Genomic DNA, 18,906 nt, shown 5'->3' with positions numbered 1-18,906 from the left:
TTGCATTGGTATAATTGTCTTTATTAACGCCAATTGTTGTCATTAAACCAAACTCCATCATAATGAAAACCCTGTTAACCGGCCTGCTGGCCTTACTGTTTTCGACCGCCCTTACTGCCCAAAATGTAGAACTTCTTTATGCCGATGATCAATACGATTCCATTACGCGGATTGAATTTGATGAAAAGGCTTTGACTGGTAAGGAGATGTATGTCATCGGGAAAGCCTATTACATGACCGAAAGGGAAGAGGTGGCACTCAAATGGTATGACAAAGCTGAAGCCAAGGGTTTTGATCACCCGGATCTGGATTTCTTTCGAGGTTCTGCCTATCGGTTTTTGGGTAAGCCCAAGGAAGCGTCAAAATACTACTACAGAGCCATTGCCAAAAATCCGGAAAGTCAGAAGTACCGCAGTGACATGGCCCTCATGTACTACTTTGCAGATGAACTTGACTCGGCCTACGCAATCGCCAGTAAAGCGGTTGGATTGTCCTATCAAAACGGAGCGGCCCATTTCATCGTGGCCAACGTATTGGATCAGCAGAAAAAGGATGCCGAAGCCCTGGTGAAATATTACGAGGCTTTAGAGGTGATTGATCCCTACGATCGTTATTATAAATACTGCCAGGAGTTTGCCGGAAACCTCGAAATCCATGTCAACAAGGATACGACCAAGGCCATTGAAAACTACCGTAAGCTGCTGTTCTATCATCCCAAGGAATACAAAACCATTGAGCGGCTTATCCTATGTTATACCGGTAGGGGACAAATTGAGAAAAGCGATAGCCTATTTGATGTGATGCGAGCGGGATACGAGGAGGAAGCTTTACCCTCAAAAATGATGGAATATGCCATGTGCCGGTTCGATGAATTTGAAATCGGAGATCAATACGTTTCCGTTTATCAGCTGTTTAAAATACCAGAGGAAATGTTGGAACAGCAATACATTTTCTACGTGTACAATGCAGAAGGAGAATTGGATATTCGAATTCAAACCGAAAAAACCATCAAGTTTTCAGACGACGGACCCAGCCATTTACTCTGTGCCTGGAAAGGGGATACCCATCTGAATTATGGTTTCGGCTGGCCCGAAGAAAACATTCCCTACGCTAAGGCCAAAGCTGGCGTGATTGAAGTGCTAAGTAAAGAGCGGTCACCGGCAGCGAGTTCTACCTCCAATACGAAGTCAGGGAAGTCCAAAAAGAAGAAAAAGAAGAAGGGAAAGAAGAAAGAGTGAGGATGCGATTGCAGACCTCATTATTACCCCAACATTCATCTGAGATTTAGTCCCGTTTTTCTCGATTTATTAAGCTTCTTAAAATAAAAGTTAAACTAAGTACGTCACCACTATGAAGGGTACCGGAAACGGATTATTTTTGCCGGTCAAATTCAATAACAATGGCGAAAGACTTTACCAAACGATCTGAAGACTATTCCAAATGGTATAACGAGTTGGTCATCAAGGCTGACTTGGCTGAATCTTCAGACGTTAGAGGGTGTATGGTTATCAAACCCTACGGATATGCAATTTGGGAAAAAATGCAGGCCGAATTGGATCGTATGTTCAAGGCGACCGGTCACGTAAATGCGTACTTCCCGCTTTTCATCCCGAAGTCTTATCTAAGTAAAGAGGCCGATCACGTTGAAGGATTTGCCAAAGAATGCGCTGTTGTAACCCACTACCGGTTGAAAAACGATCCGGAAGGAAATGGGGTAGTAGTAGATCCTGCTGCTAAATTGGAAGAAGAATTGGTGGTTCGTCCTACTTCGGAAACCATCATCTGGAATACGTACAAAAACTGGATTCAGTCTTACCGCGACCTACCTATTTTGGTCAACCAATGGGCCAATGTGGTGCGCTGGGAAATGAGAACCCGTTTGTTTTTAAGAACTGCGGAATTCCTTTGGCAAGAAGGTCACACGGCCCATGCCACTAAAGATGAAGCCATCGCTGAGGCAGAACAAATGCTTCGTGTTTATGCTGAATTTGCAGAAGAGTGGATGGCCATGCCTGTCATTCAGGGATTAAAAACTGAAAACGAACGTTTTGCAGGTGCCTTGGAAACTTATTGTATCGAAGCATTGATGCAAGACGGAAAGGCGCTGCAGGCTGGGACTTCTCACTTTTTGGGACAAAACTTCGCTCGTGCTTTTGATGTGAAGTTTACCTCGAAAGAAGGAAAAGAGGAACTCGTTTGGGCTACATCCTGGGGTGTTTCTACCCGATTGATGGGAGGTTTGATTATGACCCATTCCGATGACAACGGATTGGTGCTTCCTCCTAAATTGGCTCCTATTCAGGTGGCCATTATTCCAATCTACCGGAAAGAAGAGCAACTGGCTGCGGTAAGCGAAAAGATTCTTCCCATCAAAAAAGAACTGGAAGCTGCGGGAATTAGCGTGAAGTATGATGACCGAGATACACACAAGCCAGGTTGGAAATTCAACGAATACGAATTCAAAGGAGTTCCTGTAAGGTTGGCTGTGGGGCCACGTGATTTGGAAAACGGCACCGTAGAAGTAGCTCGGAGAGACACCCTGGAGAAGCAAGTGGTATCCATGGAAAACCTGGTACAGTATGTCCAGGATCTGTTAGAGGATATTCAGAAAAATCTGTATAAAAAAGCGGCTGATTACCGCAAAGAACACACTACTCAGGTTAACACCTGGGAGGAATTCAAAGACGTTCTCGATTCTAAGGGCGGATTTGTTTTGGCCCATTGGGACGGAACATCGGAAACCGAGGACAAAATCAAAGAGGAAACGAAAGCTACCATTCGCTGTATTCCATTGGATGCAGAAGAGGAGGGTGGTACGTGTATTTACAGTGGAAAACCCTCCACGAAAAGAGTCATTTTTGCCCGTGCTTATTAAATCTTTATCGCCTGCTAAACTTGTTATAGTATTTGTTTTTTTGCTGGGTCTGGCCCTTGAAGGTCAAGCCCAGGACGCCATTCGTAAAGGGCGTGTATTCTTCTATTGGGGGTACAATCGCAGTTGGTATACCAAAAGTGATATCCACCTTCAGGGGAAAAATTATGACGTAACCATTCACGATGCGAAAGGCCAAGACAAACCTGAGCCAGTGGACTTGAGTGTTTATTGTCATCCTGAGCGATTCACCGTTCCGCAATACAATTACGCCTTAGGTTACCACCTCAGTGAAAAGTGGAGTATTGCTGGAGGCTTCGACCACATGAAGTACTTCTTCGTGGCCGATCAGTCCTACAAGATTACAGGGTATGCTCAAACGGAAGAACATCCTGAAGTGAATGGAGAATACCAAGAGGATTTGGTGTTTATCCCATCCGAAGATTTCGAATACGAGCATTCCGATGGATTGAACTACGTGTTTCTGGAAGGAACCTATCACCAGTCCGTTTGGATGAGCCCATCTCAACGCTTCTACCTGGATGTCAATGGAGGATTAGGGGCAGGATTACTCATTCCCAAAACTCGCTTCAGAGCTTTCGATCATGAATCGGATAATCGATTTCATGTGGCCGGTGGTGGATTTAATGGGAAGCTTGAAATGCGATTTACCTTCTACCGCAATTTCTTTCTGCAAACTGCGGCTAAAGGAGGATATCTGTGGATGGGAAATATTCTAACCACTTCAGACCCGGCTGAAAAGGCAGATCAGCGTTTTGGCTTTCTGGAATATTTTGTCTCCCTGGGTTTTAGTGTACCTTTGAATAAGCAATGAAGACAAAACTTCCCTCATTAAATCAACTCACTTTGGCTCTTGTAGTAGCTGTGTTTTCTTTTTCAGGAATCAGTTGCCAGGATAAGAAGTGTAAGGATTTTAAGACCGGTACCTTTCAGGCTGCCGACGAAAAGATTAGCGATATCAAAATCGTTCGAAACGACTCGATTCAAATTGAAACCAGTGAGGCTCGTGGCTTTGAGAATATTTATAAAGTCATCTGGATCAACGATTGTGAATACAAACTCGTCTTGATGTCTTCCAACGAAAGTTACAAGACGCTTTTGAGTCAGTATGACACATTGAATGTAACCATCACCGCTATTGAAGGTGATGCCTATCAATACACCGCATTTTTAAAAGGAAAACAGTTTATTGGCGACCTCGTTCAGGTAGCCGAGTAATACCAAGAAATCATGGCAGAGTATTATCAACAAAACACCGAATTCGATTTTAGAAAGCTCCTTCCCGTAGTGGTTATCGGAGCCATTATTCTAATTCTAATCCTATTTTCATCCAGTATTTTCTACACCATTCAGCCCAATGAAAGAGCAGTGCTCTTCTTGCGGTTTAGCGGTGGGTTAGACAAGGAGAATATCATTCGTCCAGGGTTTCATGTAAAAGCTCCCTGGAACGACTTGATTCGCTACGATGTGTCTGAGAACAAAGCGGAAGAAAGTATGGACGTATTGGATAAAAACGGTCTTTCCATCAAAGTAGAGATTTCCGTTCGTTTCCACCCGAAATATGATCGCATTGGAGACATCCACGAAACCTTCACCAAGGATTATGTGAATCGTTTGGTTATTCCTGAAGTACGTTCAACGGTTCGTCAGGTAATGGGGCGTTACACGGCAGAGGAAATTTACTCAACCAAGCGTCCGGAGGTGGAAAGTGCCATCATTCGCGAAACAGCTGAGGTGTTGAGTAACGATAACAACAACATCGAAATGAAGGCCCTGTTGATTCGTTCCATCATTCTTCCGGCAGAAATCAAGCAGGCGATCGAAAGCAAGCTGAAACAAGAGCAGGAAGCATTGGCCTACAAATTCCGTTTGGAAAAAGAAAAGAGTGAGGCCGAAAGAAAGCGAATTGCCGCTCAAGGGGAAGCCAAAGCAAATGATATCATCAACAGCAGTTTGACCGGAAATCTACTTCGGATGAGAGGTATCGAGGCTACTTTGAAATTGGCCGAATCTGAAAACTCTAAAGTGGTTGTGATTGGATCTGGCGGCGATGGAATGCCGTTGATTCTAAACTCTGATCGCTAAGCTTGTTTTGAATTCTGAATTCTGAATTTCGATGGATTTTGTCCTATTGGATGGACCTCAAAATTCAGAATTCAAGATTCAAGTTTGAAACATCCTTATCTGCTAAAAGTAAGGCCCTGATGCATGCCTTTAATGAGGCCATCGGCAAGTCCCATCTTAGGTACCTGAACTTCGTTTATAGCAGCCCATTTCATCACCTTTAAGAAGATTTTACCGGCAGGTACAATTACGTCGGCACGATCTGGGTGTAGGTGGAAGTTCATAATCCGTTGATCCACATTCATGTCGGAAAGCTCGTCAATCAGAGACTTGATTTCGTTGTAGTATAGGGATTCCCAATTGCTTTTTTGGTGAAGCTTATAGATCTTATTGATGTTTCCACCCGATCCAATAACGACCAAATCCTTGTGTCCTTGGGTGACGTCTTTGACCCATTTTTTCATGTCATCCCAGCGCTCTTCCTTCACTTTGTTTTTTAGTACTCGAATTGTACCAATATCAAAACTGCGTGATTCTTTAGGAACGGTGCCTTCAAACAAACTGATTTCCGTACTACCACCACCTACATCTACGTAGAGGAAGTTCTGGTGATCTTTGATTCGTTCTTCAATATGGGTAGAGTAAATGATCTGCGCTTCTTCGTAACCAGGAATGATATCAATTTTAATTCCTGTTCTTTCAAAGATACCGTCAGCCAGCTCCTGTCCGTTTTTCGCTTCACGCATGGCGGAGGTGGCACACGCTCGGTAACTATCCACTTTGTGAACATGCATTAGGTGATTGTAGGCAATCATGGTGCGTTCCAGATCTTCCGCCTTTTTGGCCGAAATCTGTTGATCTACAAATACATCTTCTCCTAAACGAAGGGGAACCCTAACCAGGGATACTTTTTTATAACTCGTTTGCCCCTTATCTTCAAACACATTCATCAGCAACAGTCGAACGGCGTTCGTACCTATATCGATTGCTGCGTACTTCTTTCTCTTCAATTTCGTTGCATTTTTTTGTAGTAGGTATACAAAACCTGCTGCGAGTCGATCTTCTGCCTTGTGTTTTGAGGAACGTAGGTGTTTGATATTTTGTCATCCAACAGCCTGGCTTTCTGATTGTCCTTCCACTGCAGGTCAAAAATATCCCGAATTTGCTGTTGCAAATGCGGATCGTAAATGGGGCAAGTAACCTCTACACGACGGTCGAGATTCCGTTCCATAAAGTCCGCGGAACCGATGTAGTACTTCGGGCTATTTTCGTTGCAAAATATAAAAATTCGGCTGTGTTCAAGGTATTGTCCGAGAATACTGATGGCTTCAATGTTATCGCTCAATCCACGAACCTGAGGTTTAAGACTACAGATTCCGCGAATGTTGAGTCGAACTTCCACTCCTGCCTTGCTGGCTTGGTAGAGTTTGTCGATCAAATCCGGGTCTACCAAGCTGTTGAGCTTGAGGTGAATATAAGCGGGTTTGCCCTCTCGGGCATTGCGAATCTCTTGGTTGATCATCCTTACCATTCGGTTTCGGGTGCTCAGCGGAGATACGATCAAATGCTTGTAGTAATAAGGCGTGAAATTTCCTTCCAGCAATTCAAATACCCGGCGAACTTCTCCGGTTAAGTTCGGATCCGCCGTCAATAAGCCCAGGTCGCTGTAGATTTTGGCAGTTCCTTCATGGAAGTTTCCGGTGCCTACATAAACATATTCCGTTGTTTTGCGATCCGATTTTCTGCGGATGTAGCAAATCTTGGAGTGCACCTTGAGTCCTTTAAAACCGAACAACACATTCACGCCTTCGTCCTGAAGAACCTTGGACCATTTGATATTAGCTTGCTCATCAAATCGAGCCTGAAGTTCCACCAATACAGTTACATTCTTACCGTTTTTGGCGGCGTTGATTAGTGCGTTGATGATGTGCGAATTGCTCGCTACCCGATAAAGCGAAACCTTAATTTCCTTCACCTTCGAATCAATCGCGGCTTCGCGGAGCAAATCGATAATGTGGTTAAAGGTCTGGTAAGGGTAATGGAGTAAAATGTCTTTTTCCTGAATGGAAGCCAATACACTTTTGAAAGGCTCCAGATTGGGATGTCTTAGAGGCTGCTTTTTGGAAAATTGAAGTTGCTTCTTTCCAACCGTAGGGAAGCCGATAAAGTCCTTAAAGTTGTGGTAGCGACCACTGGCAATCAGGTTGTCATTTTTGAGGGAAAGCCCCAATTTACGAATCAGGTATTGGAGCATGTGATCCGAAATCTCGTTGTCGTAGATAAAGCGGACCGGTTCTCCTTTTTTGCGTCGATTTAAACTCTTCTGCATCGTTTCCAGAAAACTCTTGGAAACATCAGCATCCAGGTCCAATTCCGCGTCGCGCGTCATTTTTATGTTGTGCGCTTCGATGCGTTCGTAGCCAAAGGAACCAAATACATCTCCCAGGCAATAACGAATTACGTCGTCGAGTAGAATGATGAACTTTTTGTTGCCAATGGAAGGCAAAACAAGAAAACGTCCCAATTTCGATGGGATCTCAATCAATACGTATTTCGGGTTCTTTTTCCCGCCTTGGTAAAGGGAGACAGCGAGGTAGGTAGACTTGTCTTTGATCCGTGGAAACTGATCCGCATTTTGCAATACGATTGGAATGAGAGCAGGATAGACCTTTTCGGTAAAGTATTCTTTGATGAACTTTCCTTGCTCTTCGGTCACCTCTTTTTCGTTGACCAGGTAAATGTCTTCCGTTTCCAGTTCTTTGACAATTTCCGCATAGATGCGGTAAAAGTCCTTCTGCTGCTTGAGAATCCTTTTTTGAATTTCATCCAAAAGCACCTGAGCATCTCCTTCGATCAGGTTCTCGGATTTTTTTTCCAATTGGATCCGACGACGCACAGTAGCCACTCGCACCCGAAAAAATTCATCCCGGTTGTTGGAGTAAATTCCTAAAAAACGAAGTCTTTCTATGAGTGGGTTTGAACGGTCTGCCGCTTCTTGCAGCACTCGGGCATTAAAGCCCAGCCAACTAATTTCTCGATTGATGTAGCGATTAATAGTTCTGTTTGGCATATTTCAGTTCTCGGGTTTCTTCACGTTTAAAGTACACGATACGTATTGGATTGGCCTGACGAATATGAGTCCATTTATCAGTCTCCAAGTCCAGTTGAATAATACCTGAGGTTTGCAACTTTTCAAGAGGTACAGCCATGTATTCGTTCACAAAATGGGTGAGCGTAGGATCATGACCGGTAATCATAATGGAATTATAGTCTTCATTGACCTGCTTCACAAGCTCATAAATTCCTTCCTTCCCTTTGTTGTAGAGAGAAGGGCGAATTTCCACGCGATTTTCTGGAAATTCCAGCGTACGCGCATAGATGATAGCCGTGTGCATAGCCCGAATCGCAGGACTGGAATAAATAGCATCCAAGTTCACTTCAGCTTCGATCAATCTTTTGGCCACTTTATAAGCCATCATTACACCACTCGATTTGAGCGGGCGATCGATATCAATCAAGCTCGTATTTCTCCAGCTGGACTTAGCGTGTCGTGCGATATAGAGTGTTTTCATTCGGGGTTACTGTTTTGCGCAAAAGAAGCACACGGCCCAAACTATAAAGTTAAGGTAAGATTAAGAATAAAAGAAGAAGAAAGCCAGCTATTTACAGGCGGTTATTACATTCTTCGGTACAAGTCTTTTATGTAGTCCATGTCTACCTTTTCCTTCCAGTTTTCACCGAAGGCATGGTGCCACATATGCTCCAATCGAATAGCGATTTCGGCCATGGCGGTAATCTCTTCTTCTGTCCAGCCAGCGGCCAAATTTTGAGGAAGATCAATGCCAAATCGATCCAACATTACGTGGAAATCATCTACAGCGTCACCGTAAACATCTTTCAAGTGGTTAAATGCTAAGCAGTTTGCATAACCATGACGGGTTCCGAAAACAAAACTTAATCCGTAGGAAAGGGCGTGACAAACACCCACTTCTGAATAGGTCAAACTCAATCCACCAAACAAGGAGGCCAGCATAAGCTTTTCATCGTTCTCTGGAGTTTGTCCGGCGTTTTCACCCAGGAAAACTTCTTTACAAAGCTCGATGGACTGATCGCCATAAGCCTTAGAGAAAGTATTGTACTTAATACCCGTAGCACTTTCGATGCAATGGATGAACGTGTCCATACCGGTGTAGAACCACTGATCAGTAGGCACTGTTGCCGTTAAATCCGGGTCCAAAACAACTTGGTTGAAAACCGTCCACTCACACTTCAATCCCAATTTTTTCTCAGGTCCACTCAAAACAGCCGTCATCGAACATTCAGCACCCGTACCTGAAATAGTAGGAACACCACAGTGGTAGATACCCGGCTTTTTAATCAGGTTCAATCCCTGATAAAGGGTAGAAGAACCTTCATTGGTCACCATCAAGGACAGGGCTTTGGCAATGTCCATAATGCTACCACCACCAATACCAACGATTCCGGAAGGCAAGCCTTGCTTTTCCAAAATCTCATCTCGCATTTCATCAATTTGAGAAGTCTTGGGTTCATCATGACTTGCATCGATAAAGTAGACCATATCCCTGGATTCCACAGGAAGACGATCCGCCAGTTCTTTACCCTCGAAGTAATCGTCTACACAGAAAACCATGTAGCCTTGGTTATCCGAACGGCGAGGTTCTAAGATTTCTCCGAGTTGATTGAAGCTACCTTTTCCGTAGCAGATCTTACCGATGTTGTTGAAATTAATGTGCTGCATGGTAGGGGAATTACAAGCTTTCACGTACAGCCGCTGCAACCGCATTGGCTAATTCAGTCATTTCTTCTTCGCTCTTAGCACAGCTAATGCCGAAGGAAATCAATCGTCCAACCACTTCCTGAGATTTAGGTAGCTCCAGGTTGTTGTAGTCCTGAGGCAAGTCCATCACATTGATAGGAAGTTTAGAAACCGTGCTCAAATTTTTGAGGTGATCCCATTGATTGATGAAGTGGTACATATTCGTATACCAGTAATTGGCTCCTGGAATTCCTTTTTCGGCCAAAGTGGCTACTACCTTTTGAGAAAGCTCAGCCGTTGGCATAAAGAAGGAAAGGAAAGTACCTGAATCTCCATCCGGATCAGGAATATGACGGAAGCTTACTTCTGGAATAGCAGCAAGCGTGTCTTTTAAAATCTTTTTGTTTCGTTTTTGAGCCTCGATGATTTGAGGTACTCGTCTCATTTGAGCCAAACCTACGGCAGCGTTCAATTCACCCAAGCGGTAATTTACACCCAAGTAGGGGTGAGGCTCCATTCCACGGTTACTTCCCTGGTGGTTGTGTCCATGATCGGAGTAGGTGTCCGCTTTGTGATAAGTATCTGCATCGTTGGTGATCATTACACCACCTTCACCACAGGTAGCAATTTTGAAGAAGTCAAAAGAGAATGCTCCGGCAGCTCCAAACAGACCTACGTGCTTTCCTTTATAAGAAGCACCCAAAGCCTGACCAGCGTCTTCTACCAAAATCAGGTTGTGTTTCTCACACACCGCCATGATTTCATCCATACGGGCCATGGCGCCACACATGTGAACCAAACAAACAGCCCTGGTATTAGGAGTAATAGCCGCTTCAATTCCTTCCGGAGACAAACAAAGTGTTTCATCTACTTCAGCAAATACCGGAATACCTCCTAAGAAGACTACAGCTTCGTTCGTAGCCATAAAGGTGAAAGGCGTGCAAATCACTTCGTCACCATGTCCAATTCCTGCTGCAGCAAGAGCGGTGATAATCGCTGCTGTTCCACTGCTTACGGCATGAGCGTGAGCAGCTCCGGTGAAGGAGGCAACTTCCTGTTCAAAATCACGAGTTTTCCAATGACCATTGCGCTGGGCATCGTGTCCGTAGCGAAATAGAATGCCTGTTTCCAGTACATCATTTACTTCTTTTCTCTCTTCGGCTCCAAATAACTCTGTTCCTGGCATAGTGACGTTTTGATTTAAGCTGTTAAAGGGCACAAAAGTAGGATAAAGTTTGCTCTATATTTGTGCCAAATTCCAAGGAATGAAGAAAGCCGTAGCCATTATTCCCGCTCGATATGGATCCACTCGCCTGGAGGGAAAACCATTGGTTGATATTTTGGGTAAAACGATGATCCAACGGGTCTACGAACAAACGCGTCAAGCTATTGATACTGTATTCGTTGCAACGGATGATGAGCGGATCAAAATGGCGGTGGTTGAATTTGGTGGAAACGTAATTATGACCTCACCGGATCATGAGAATGGTACTACCCGATGCTTAGAGGCCTATGAGCGTATCATGGAATTGACCGGGGAATCCTTTGATATTATAGTCAACGTACAAGGCGACGAGCCTATGCTCGACCCTCAACAACTTAGGGATTTGCTGAGCTGTTTTGAGCAACCCAATACGCAATTGGCCACTTTGGTATTGCCCGTGAGCTCTCAGGAAGATCTGTTTAATGAGAGCGAAGTCTTTGTGGTATTCAACCGAAGAAAGGAAGCGCTTTATTTCAGTCGGGCGGTAATTCCCCACATCAGAGGAGTACATAAAACCCGCTGGATGGAGTTCAATACTTTCTACAAGCACATCGGGCTGTACGGCTATTCCTATGAAGCCTTGAAAGAATTTGCCGGGCTACCCATGTCCAATTTAGAAAAGATGGAATCACTCGAGCAAAATCGCTGGATTGAAAACGGAAATTCCATCCGTATCGAAATCACCGATCACGACTCCATTCCAGTTGACACCATCGACGATCTGGAAAAGGTTCGGTACCTCCTGAAAAGTAGGGAAGAAGGAGAACGGTAAGCCGTAGATTTGGAGGCCGTTTGCAGGTTAAATCCTCGATTCCTGACCCAATTGCGATCAGATTGAAAATTGAGCGTTGAAAATTCAACATTCAAATTTCGAATTAGTCTATTTTTGCCGCTGAAATTTAAACCGGTAGTATGTCCGAAAAAATAATTCAGGTAGGAGATATCTCCTGCGGTTCCGATGAGCTCTTTCTCATTTCAGGACCTTGTGTGATTGAAGATGAGCAGGTGATGTTAAAGACCGCCGAGAAGCTAAAAGAGGTTTCTGAGCGGATGAACCTGAAAATCATTTACAAATCTTCCTTTACCAAAGACAACCGTTCTTCCCTTAAGTATTACCAGGGACCGGGATTGGATGAAGGCCTGAAAATGCTTCAGCGCATCAAAGACGATTTTGGTTTTACCCTGTTGAGTGACATTCACAATCCTTCTCAAGCAGCACCAGCTGGCGAAGTGTTGGATGTAATTCAGATTCCTGCCTACTTGTGTATGCAATCGGAGTTGCTTGTTGAGTCTGCTAAAACCGGTAAGGTAGTTAACCTGAAACATGGACAATTCCTGGCTCCTGAAAACATGATTAAGCCGGTTCAAAAACTGGAAGAATCAGGAAACAGTCAAGTGATATTGACCGAAAGAGGGTACACCTTCGGATACAACGACTTGATTGTTGATCCCAGAAGTTTCTACCATTTGCGTCAATCCGGTTACCCGGTGGTATTCGACATTACGCACTCCATTCGTAAGTATGGAATTCCAAGTGCGGATCCTAAAGGTGGAAACCGTGAGTTCTTGCCTACCATTGCTCGTGCAGGTGTAGCTGCCGGAGTGGATGGTGTATTTATTGAAACGCATCCCGAACCGGAAAAAGCTTTGTGCGATGCTGCCAGTCAACTTTGCGTATACGACCTGGAAGAGTTTATTAAACCGTTAATTGACATACATAATTTAGAAGTGAATTACCGAGAGAAAGTTGTGAATTCTTAATATTGCCTCTCGGAACTCCTATATTCCCATTCACGTAACAACAAAACAACATGGAATTATACCTCGATTCTGCCGATATCAATGAAATTGAAGGAGCCTTTAAATTAGGTTTCCTTACCGGATTGACTACTACTCCTACCTTCATGCACCGTGAAGGAGTGACCGATCTGGATGAAATGATTCTCAAACTGGCTGACATGGTGCCTATCCTTCAGATTGAAGCCCTGGGTTCTACAGCTGAGGAAATCGTAGCAGAAGCCGATCGTCAGCTCGACATGGGCTTGAGCAAGGAAAAAACAGTGTTCAAAATTCCCGTTTCTCTGGAAGGGGTGAGAGCTTGTAAAATGCTTGCCGATCGCGATATCATGGTAAACGTTCACTTGGTGTACACCCTCCAGCAAGCTTATATGGCCATGGAAGCGGGTGCTACCTACGTATGTCCATTGGTTGGACGTCTTCAGGATCAAGGTCACGATGCCTTGGGCTTGATTGAGCAATGTGTGAATGCGGTTAACTACTACCACTACGATTCTAAAATCATGTTCTCCTCGGTACGTCACGCTGAGCACGTTCGCAATGCGATCAACGCCGGTGTACACGTTTGTACGGTACCTTGGAAAGTGATGAAGCAATTGACCGACAACAACTTTACCCGCGTTGGAACGGATCAATTCTTTGAGCACACCCGTTTGATTACAAACACGGTTAAGTCTGCGATTAGCAATGTGAATCCTACTGTTGCCATCAACACGCCACTTCCTGAAGCGGTGATCAAGATGACTGAATATGGATTTGGCTGCATCGTGGTAATGAATGCTGATGGTTCTATGGCTGGTATCTTTACAGATGGCGATCTTCGTCGTTTGATGGGTACTGCTGGTGGAAACATCATGAACATGACCTTGGCCGATGTGGATTACGGTACGCCTGTTTCTATCGAATCTTCAGCTCTATTGGAAGAAGCCAACGGAGTATTCAAGAAGACTCACGTAGACAACTTGTTGGTGCTGGAAAACGGTCAGCCTATCGGTGTGCTGGATATCCAGGACTTGGCGGGTTAATAAAACCCAGAAATTATGGACGACATAGCAACCCTTTTCCTCGAAAGGGGAGGGAAGTTTCACATTTCTGTCAACGAGCTGGTCGAACGATACAGCCAGGTGAAAGCCTTTTTGTTTGATTGGGATGGTGTGTTCAACTCCGGATGGAAAGGGGGAAATGCTTCCAGCGGGTTCTCCGAAATTGATTCCATGGGCACCAATTTGATGCGCTTTGGAAAGTATCTGGAGTCCAACGGGCAAGTTCCCATTACCGCTATTTTGACGGGAGCCGATAATCAAGCGGCTTACGATTTAGCCGGACGTGAGCATTTCAATCAAGTCTATTTTAAGGTTCCTAATAAGACCTTGGCCTGGAAGCATTTTCTGGAGCTCAATTCCTTGAAAGCAGAAGAAGTAGCCTTTTTCTACGATGATGTGCTCGATATTCCTGTGGCTCGAGAAGCGGGGGTTAAAATCTTCATTCATTCTTCGTCCAAAATTTTGTTTGCGGAATACGTTCGAAGCAAACACCTGGCTCATTACGAAACCGGGGGTAGTGGAGAAGAACATGGTGTAAGAGAATCCTGTGAATTGTTGATGGGGCTTTCAGGTCGCCACCAGGAAATATTTGATAACCGTATCGCTTTTAGCGATTCTTATGCAAACTATCTTGGTCAGCGAAATAGCCAGTTAACCACGCTCTACTCCATGAATAAAGAAGGGGCGGTGGCTGAGCATCATGTAATTTGATTTCTCAAAATCGATAACGATAAAATAGAAAGAGGACGACCTATATAGGATCGTCCTCTTTTTTTTACCCATTTCGCTGGTTGTCTATTCCTTAATAAACGATTGGGTTATCGGGTTCCCAAGGTCCGGTATAACTTTAAGAAGATAACTGCCCGGAGAAAGGGTGTGGGTACTAACCTTAATCTCTTCTGAGTCATAAAGTTGTTCCTGTCGGCTTAATACCTGGCCATCTACCGTCAAAATTTCCAGGACAAGGGTTTGCGCCTGATCCGATTGAAATTGAACGTGCAAGTCTCCGTCAGTGGGATTCGGATAAACCTGAAGTTCACCGTGAGTGGATGAACTATTGCCATTTGGTGCCTGCGGTGTATTGTGGTGGCAATTGTTAATCGTAATGGTGATGCACTTCGTGATATGATCTATGCAATTTGGATTTGAGGTGGATTGCACAAAGTAGGTCGCACACACCGTATAAACGCCGTTTGAACTGTAGTTGTGAACTGGGCTCACGTTGTAAGGAAGAGTAACAACCCCACCATCGCCAAAGTCCCAGATAATGTTGGTCGGTTGGCAATCGGAGGAACTGATTACAGGACTGATCGCTGAAAAGGCGGCCGTACAGCCATTTATGTTCGGGTTCAATAGGGTGAAATCACTGATGTCACAGTCGCAAGGTTGGCAATTGGTCACATGGGCAATGACGCATCTGGTCAACGTGTCAAAACATCCTTGATCGAGGGTGGACTGAACTACTGCCGTAGCACAAACCAGGTAATCACCACTGCCCGAATAGGTGTGAACGGGACTTGTACCTGGAGCCAGTGTGGTTGTGTTTCCATCACCAAAATCCCAGTTAATATGCGAGATGTAACAATTGGTGTCTGTAAAACTGAATCCACCAACCGAAAATGAAACTTCACATCGGTTGATCCAATCGATAGCCAGGTTAAAATAATTGAGCTCGCAATGGCAGGTGTCGCATTCGATAAGAATGGAATCAACGGCGGAGCACTCTTCGGTATCTGTAACGGTAACCGAAACCGGGGTATTGACAAAACCGGAGGTAAAGTGTGTGGTGGCTCCATCATCCCACAAGAAGGTATAAGGAGGGGAGGTAAGCGCTTCACCGGTCACCGCGTCAATTACGTAGAGTGTAACTGGAATTTCCGGATTTTCACAAGGGTCGTAACAAGTGTCTCCAGCAAAGGTGATGACGGGAACAAAGTCGCAGCAATCGAAACTTACATCGTTTTCAATTCCCGGTTGTGTATGTATGTCTGTTTCGGTGTGAGTACCACCGGTTAATCCAAATTCTATGGCTACTTCAAAGTCGTATGAACCTGATGGAAAAGGGAAATCGGCTTCGGTAAGGGTAAAACAGAAGGTTTGATCCACCATATTAATCACAGGGGTAACGGTTACTGGGTAAGATGTGGCTCCTTGAATCACGTTAAGCGTGATGCTATTCACCGTTGCTGAAGTACAGGCAACCACCGCCATTTCGAACGAACCGCAAACGGTGTAAGTGCTATCAGTAAAGCAGGTGTCCGATGGATTTAGATCGATGCTTCCGGTAAAGTTGCAGGAGTCGGCGATACAAGGTTCGCAGATGTCATCTACATAGGCGTATCCAAAGTGAGCACCGGCGGCACAGTCAACGGCGTAAAATTCCAGAGTAATTACATCTCCAGGAGATCCACTAACTTCAAGCTCGTCGCAGGTCCAGTCCGAATAGACCACTTGAGATATGGAGCATCCCCCATAAGTTGTGAAGGGAACATTGCCGAAGAAGGGGCTACTTGGATCCGAAACCCGACAGACTCTATCCAGCTCGTTGCCGGAAGCATCCAGAGCACGTGCCAAAAAGAAAGGATTTCCATTGACATGGTTAGGATATTCAAGAACCAGGGCATAATAAAAGCCAATTTCTTCAATCTCTGATGAGGTAAGGGTTACGGTTCGTGACAAACGATTTACACCTTGGTAGGGGCGACAAGGACCTAATGGCCCCAAAGGATTAGCAAGAGGTTTTCCTCCATTGATTCTGGCAGCATAGTTTCCACCTAATCCCGGTGCCGGGTTGATCTGCTGAATGGGAGCGTAGGGATCAGTTCCAACGCCAACAATGTCCAAATTATCCGTATTGATAAGTGGGGTCTCAGGAGTCAGTGACCCAAAGGTGGTAGTAGGAACAAAGCTGCATTCCCCTCCGCTGTAGCCGTTACCCGCTTCCGAATTGCCCGAAGCCAAAGAATATCCGGTAAAATTGCCGAGTTCAAAATCTCCGTTGTTGCAATTGGCCACAGCTTTGGCTTCAAAAACACCATAGGCATCCGGGTTTTCAATAAAATATTGAACTCTCCAATACTGCTTTTTTAGTGTTTCCAGGTGGGCTTCCTTTTGGGCCTCATCAAAATGAAACGATCCGTGATGTTCGTCCTCGTGTTCATAATGGTGGTAAAATTGATCCAAATGTGACTCGGGAATTGGATCATTTAGATGCTCTTGAATAAAGAGTTTGATCTTGCCTTCTTCCTGGTGCATTCTTTCCAGGCGCTTTTCATAATCAGTTTGAGCCTGCAGACCAAATGCAAAGGCAAGCAGCAGTCCAAGGCTTATGAGTATTCTATTCGATTTCATTTTAGTTTCTATTTATTAGGAATTGGGAAGTATTAAAGGAGGTTGGTTGACCGATTTTCGTCGGAATCTGTTTTAAGTTGGGTAGTTAGATAAATGTGAATTTTAAAGGAATGGTGAGATCGTGGACGCTGCGTTCCAGTTAGGTTGAATGATTTCATAATTAGTGAATTAAGGTTTACCCAACAAAGGTCTTTGGCTCGTCTGTTTTGCTTGTCACCATATGTTTTTTATCCGTCAGCTTATGGTTTTTTCTTGGCTAAAGCTTTATTCTTTTGATCTTTCGAACCTTAACGATGCTTGTTTATATTTGACCTGTTCATACTTGACTTGACTATGGCATCATATGACCCACACAGTTGGTTTGCACTAATTTTTAATAATTACAGCAAAGCGATTTACAAACAATTGGCTCCGGCCATGATTCTACTTGCCGTTTATACCACGGCCATTGTTTTGATAATGGAGCACTATTGGACCTTTGAGTACAAGGGAGCTACCACCATTCATAATATTCTGGGTATTGTACTCGGTTTGTTCCTGGTGTTTCGAACCAACACGGCCTACGATCGCTGGTGGGAAGGTCGAAAACAATGGGGAGCTTTGGTAAACTGCTGTCGTAACCTGGCTCTTAAGATCGATGGATTGGTTGGTCCTGAGCATCAAAAGGACCGCGTAGCCTTTGCACGGCTGATCAGCAACTTCGTGTTTGCCATGAAAGAGCACCTGAGAGAAGGAGTGAACATGGATGAAATTCAAGAGCTGGAAGAAGGTGGGTTGAAAGAGGCTATGATGAAAAAAGGCCACAAGCCCATGTACATGGTAGATCTCATCTACAAGCGCTTGAATCGCCTGTTGAAAGATGGAGATATTACTGGTGAGCAAATGATTGTTATCGATCAGGATGCGCAAAAACTCATGAACATTATCGGTGCTTGTGAGCGAATTAGAAACACTCCGATTCCAAGATCTTACAACATGTTCATCAAGAAATTTATCTTCATCTATTCGGTTTCCTTACCCTTTGGATTGATCACGTTGACTCAATATTGGACCATTCCAATTGTGTTGATCATCTTTTACCTGTTGGTAAGCACTGAGTTAATCGCTGAAGAAATTGAAGATCCATTTGGCCGTGACGACAATGACTTGCCGACGGACGAATTGAGTGTTAAAATTCGCGGTAACGTAGAAGAAGCCTTACTTCCCGGAAAGTAGTCCCCTTTTTTTCTGAGTTTTTTTGAACATCATGGAACCTTATTTCCAAGGATGCGTATTCCTATGCGTAAGTGTTAAAATGGTATAATACCTAACACATTGCGATTAAAAATATCAACGTTGATAGTATTACTATTATATTTGAACGGAATTGTATTAGGATTGTCTTGGTAGAGTAAGTTAGGAAACGCCCATGAAAACCAGTTATGTCTTGAGAGTATTATTCATTTTGCTTTGCGCACTTTATGTAGCCAATGATTTACAGGCTGTTTTGGTGTGTGAGGTTGAGACTGAGCAATTCTCAAACGATGGCGAATCCAGTAAAGATTCTACCGAAAAAGAAAAGGAAGAGAAAGAGCTGAACGAAAACTCAGCTTGGTCCTTAAGTATAATGACCAAAGACTATTTCCACTGCTACTCCTTTATGGCAGTCAACTCCCACAATTACTCAGAAATTGTGACTCCCCCTCCCGAACATTCTTGATTTCTTACTGAGTACCGT

Annotated in this window: 17 protein-coding genes; 11 read left to right on the top strand and 6 right to left on the bottom strand. The window is 44.2% G+C overall.

Translation table 11 applies throughout. The features are described from left to right. Nucleotides 1-62: 62 nt before the first annotated feature. The 5 genes from KFE98_02045 (at nt 63) to KFE98_02025 (ending at nt 4,978) form a co-directional block, all read left to right on the top strand. Nucleotides 63-1,238, top strand: a complete 1,176-nt coding sequence (locus KFE98_02045; GenBank protein UTW62963.1) for a hypothetical protein — start codon at nt 63-65, stop codon at nt 1,236-1,238. Between the two features lie 161 nt (nt 1,239-1,399). Next, a complete protein-coding gene (proS, locus tag KFE98_02040) occupies nt 1,400-2,875 on the top strand; it encodes a proline--tRNA ligase (protein ID UTW62962.1) in 1,476 nt (491 codons plus the stop codon). A gap of 40 nt (nt 2,876-2,915) precedes the next feature. Beyond that, nucleotides 2,916-3,707 (top strand): hypothetical protein, encoded by a 792-nt coding sequence (locus KFE98_02035; protein ID UTW62961.1) that lies wholly within the window; start codon nt 2,916-2,918, stop codon nt 3,705-3,707. A gap of 32 nt (nt 3,708-3,739) precedes the next feature. Next, nucleotides 3,740-4,111, top strand: coding sequence for a hypothetical protein (locus KFE98_02030; protein ID UTW62960.1), 372 nt, complete (start codon nt 3,740-3,742; stop codon nt 4,109-4,111). Between the two features lie 12 nt (nt 4,112-4,123). Continuing rightward, nucleotides 4,124-4,978 (top strand): prohibitin family protein, encoded by an 855-nt coding sequence (locus tag KFE98_02025; GenBank protein UTW62959.1) that lies wholly within the window; start codon nt 4,124-4,126, stop codon nt 4,976-4,978. Nucleotides 4,979-5,073: 95 nt separating this feature from the next. On the opposite strand, the gene KFE98_02020 is transcribed toward KFE98_02025, so the two are convergent. From KFE98_02020 to KFE98_02000, 5 genes are all read right to left on the bottom strand, one after another. Then, entirely contained in the window at nt 5,074-5,907 is an 834-nt protein-coding gene (locus KFE98_02020) for an exopolyphosphatase (GenBank protein UTW64616.1), read from the bottom strand. A 56-nt stretch (nt 5,908-5,963) separates the two neighbouring features. After that, the gene (ppk1, locus tag KFE98_02015) at nt 5,964-8,027 is read right to left on the bottom strand and encodes a polyphosphate kinase 1 (protein ID UTW62958.1); all 2,064 of its coding nucleotides are present in this window, start codon (nt 8,025-8,027) and stop codon (nt 5,964-5,966) included. Beyond that, entirely contained in the window at nt 8,008-8,529 is a 522-nt protein-coding gene (locus tag KFE98_02010) for a histidine phosphatase family protein (GenBank protein UTW62957.1), read from the bottom strand. The genes ppk1 and KFE98_02010 overlap by 20 nt, the downstream gene beginning before the upstream one ends. A gap of 104 nt (nt 8,530-8,633) precedes the next feature. Next, nucleotides 8,634-9,716: an iron-containing alcohol dehydrogenase gene (locus KFE98_02005; protein UTW62956.1), complete on the bottom strand. Its 1,083-nt coding sequence runs from the start codon at nt 9,714-9,716 to the stop codon at nt 8,634-8,636. Nucleotides 9,717-9,726: 10 nt separating this feature from the next. Then, nucleotides 9,727-10,920 (bottom strand): DegT/DnrJ/EryC1/StrS family aminotransferase, encoded by a 1,194-nt coding sequence (locus KFE98_02000; GenBank protein ID UTW62955.1) that lies wholly within the window; start codon nt 10,918-10,920, stop codon nt 9,727-9,729. Nucleotides 10,921-10,999: 79 nt separating this feature from the next. Between KFE98_02000 and kdsB the strand changes: the two genes are divergently transcribed. The 4 genes from kdsB to KFE98_01980 all read left to right on the top strand — a co-directional run bounded on the left by kdsB (nt 11,000) and on the right by KFE98_01980 (nt 14,549). After that, nucleotides 11,000-11,770, top strand: coding sequence for a 3-deoxy-manno-octulosonate cytidylyltransferase (gene kdsB, locus KFE98_01995; GenBank protein ID UTW62954.1), 771 nt, complete (start codon nt 11,000-11,002; stop codon nt 11,768-11,770). 140 nt (nt 11,771-11,910) lie between these two features. Further along, nucleotides 11,911-12,759 (top strand): 3-deoxy-8-phosphooctulonate synthase, encoded by an 849-nt coding sequence (gene kdsA / locus KFE98_01990; protein ID UTW62953.1) that lies wholly within the window; start codon nt 11,911-11,913, stop codon nt 12,757-12,759. Nucleotides 12,760-12,809: 50 nt separating this feature from the next. Beyond that, the gene (locus KFE98_01985) at nt 12,810-13,820 is read left to right on the top strand and encodes a CBS domain-containing protein (protein UTW62952.1); all 1,011 of its coding nucleotides are present in this window, start codon (nt 12,810-12,812) and stop codon (nt 13,818-13,820) included. 15 nt (nt 13,821-13,835) lie between these two features. Further along, complete coding sequence (locus KFE98_01980) at nt 13,836-14,549, top strand: phosphatase (protein ID UTW62951.1); 714 nt, start codon at nt 13,836-13,838, stop codon at nt 14,547-14,549. Nucleotides 14,550-14,633: 84 nt separating this feature from the next. Here the strand turns inward: KFE98_01980 and KFE98_01975 are convergent, their stop codons facing one another. Then, nucleotides 14,634-17,189, bottom strand: a complete 2,556-nt coding sequence (locus KFE98_01975; GenBank protein UTW62950.1) for a T9SS type A sorting domain-containing protein — start codon at nt 17,187-17,189, stop codon at nt 14,634-14,636. Between the two features lie 333 nt (nt 17,190-17,522). On the opposite strand from KFE98_01975, the gene KFE98_01970 reads away from it, so the two are divergent. Further along, nucleotides 17,523-18,404 (top strand): hypothetical protein, encoded by an 882-nt coding sequence (locus KFE98_01970; GenBank protein ID UTW62949.1) that lies wholly within the window; start codon nt 17,523-17,525, stop codon nt 18,402-18,404. Between the two features lie 211 nt (nt 18,405-18,615). Further along, a complete protein-coding gene (locus KFE98_01965; protein UTW62948.1) occupies nt 18,616-18,888 on the top strand; it encodes a hypothetical protein in 273 nt (90 codons plus the stop codon). The last annotated feature ends 18 nt before the right edge of the window (nt 18,889-18,906 follow it).

Source organism: bacterium SCSIO 12741 (genome assembly GCA_024398055.1).
GTDB lineage: Bacteria > Bacteroidota > Bacteroidia > Flavobacteriales_G > Salibacteraceae > SCSIO-12741.
The sequence above is the reverse complement of the archived record's forward strand: the minus strand, read 5'-3'. Positions and strand labels throughout refer to the sequence as shown.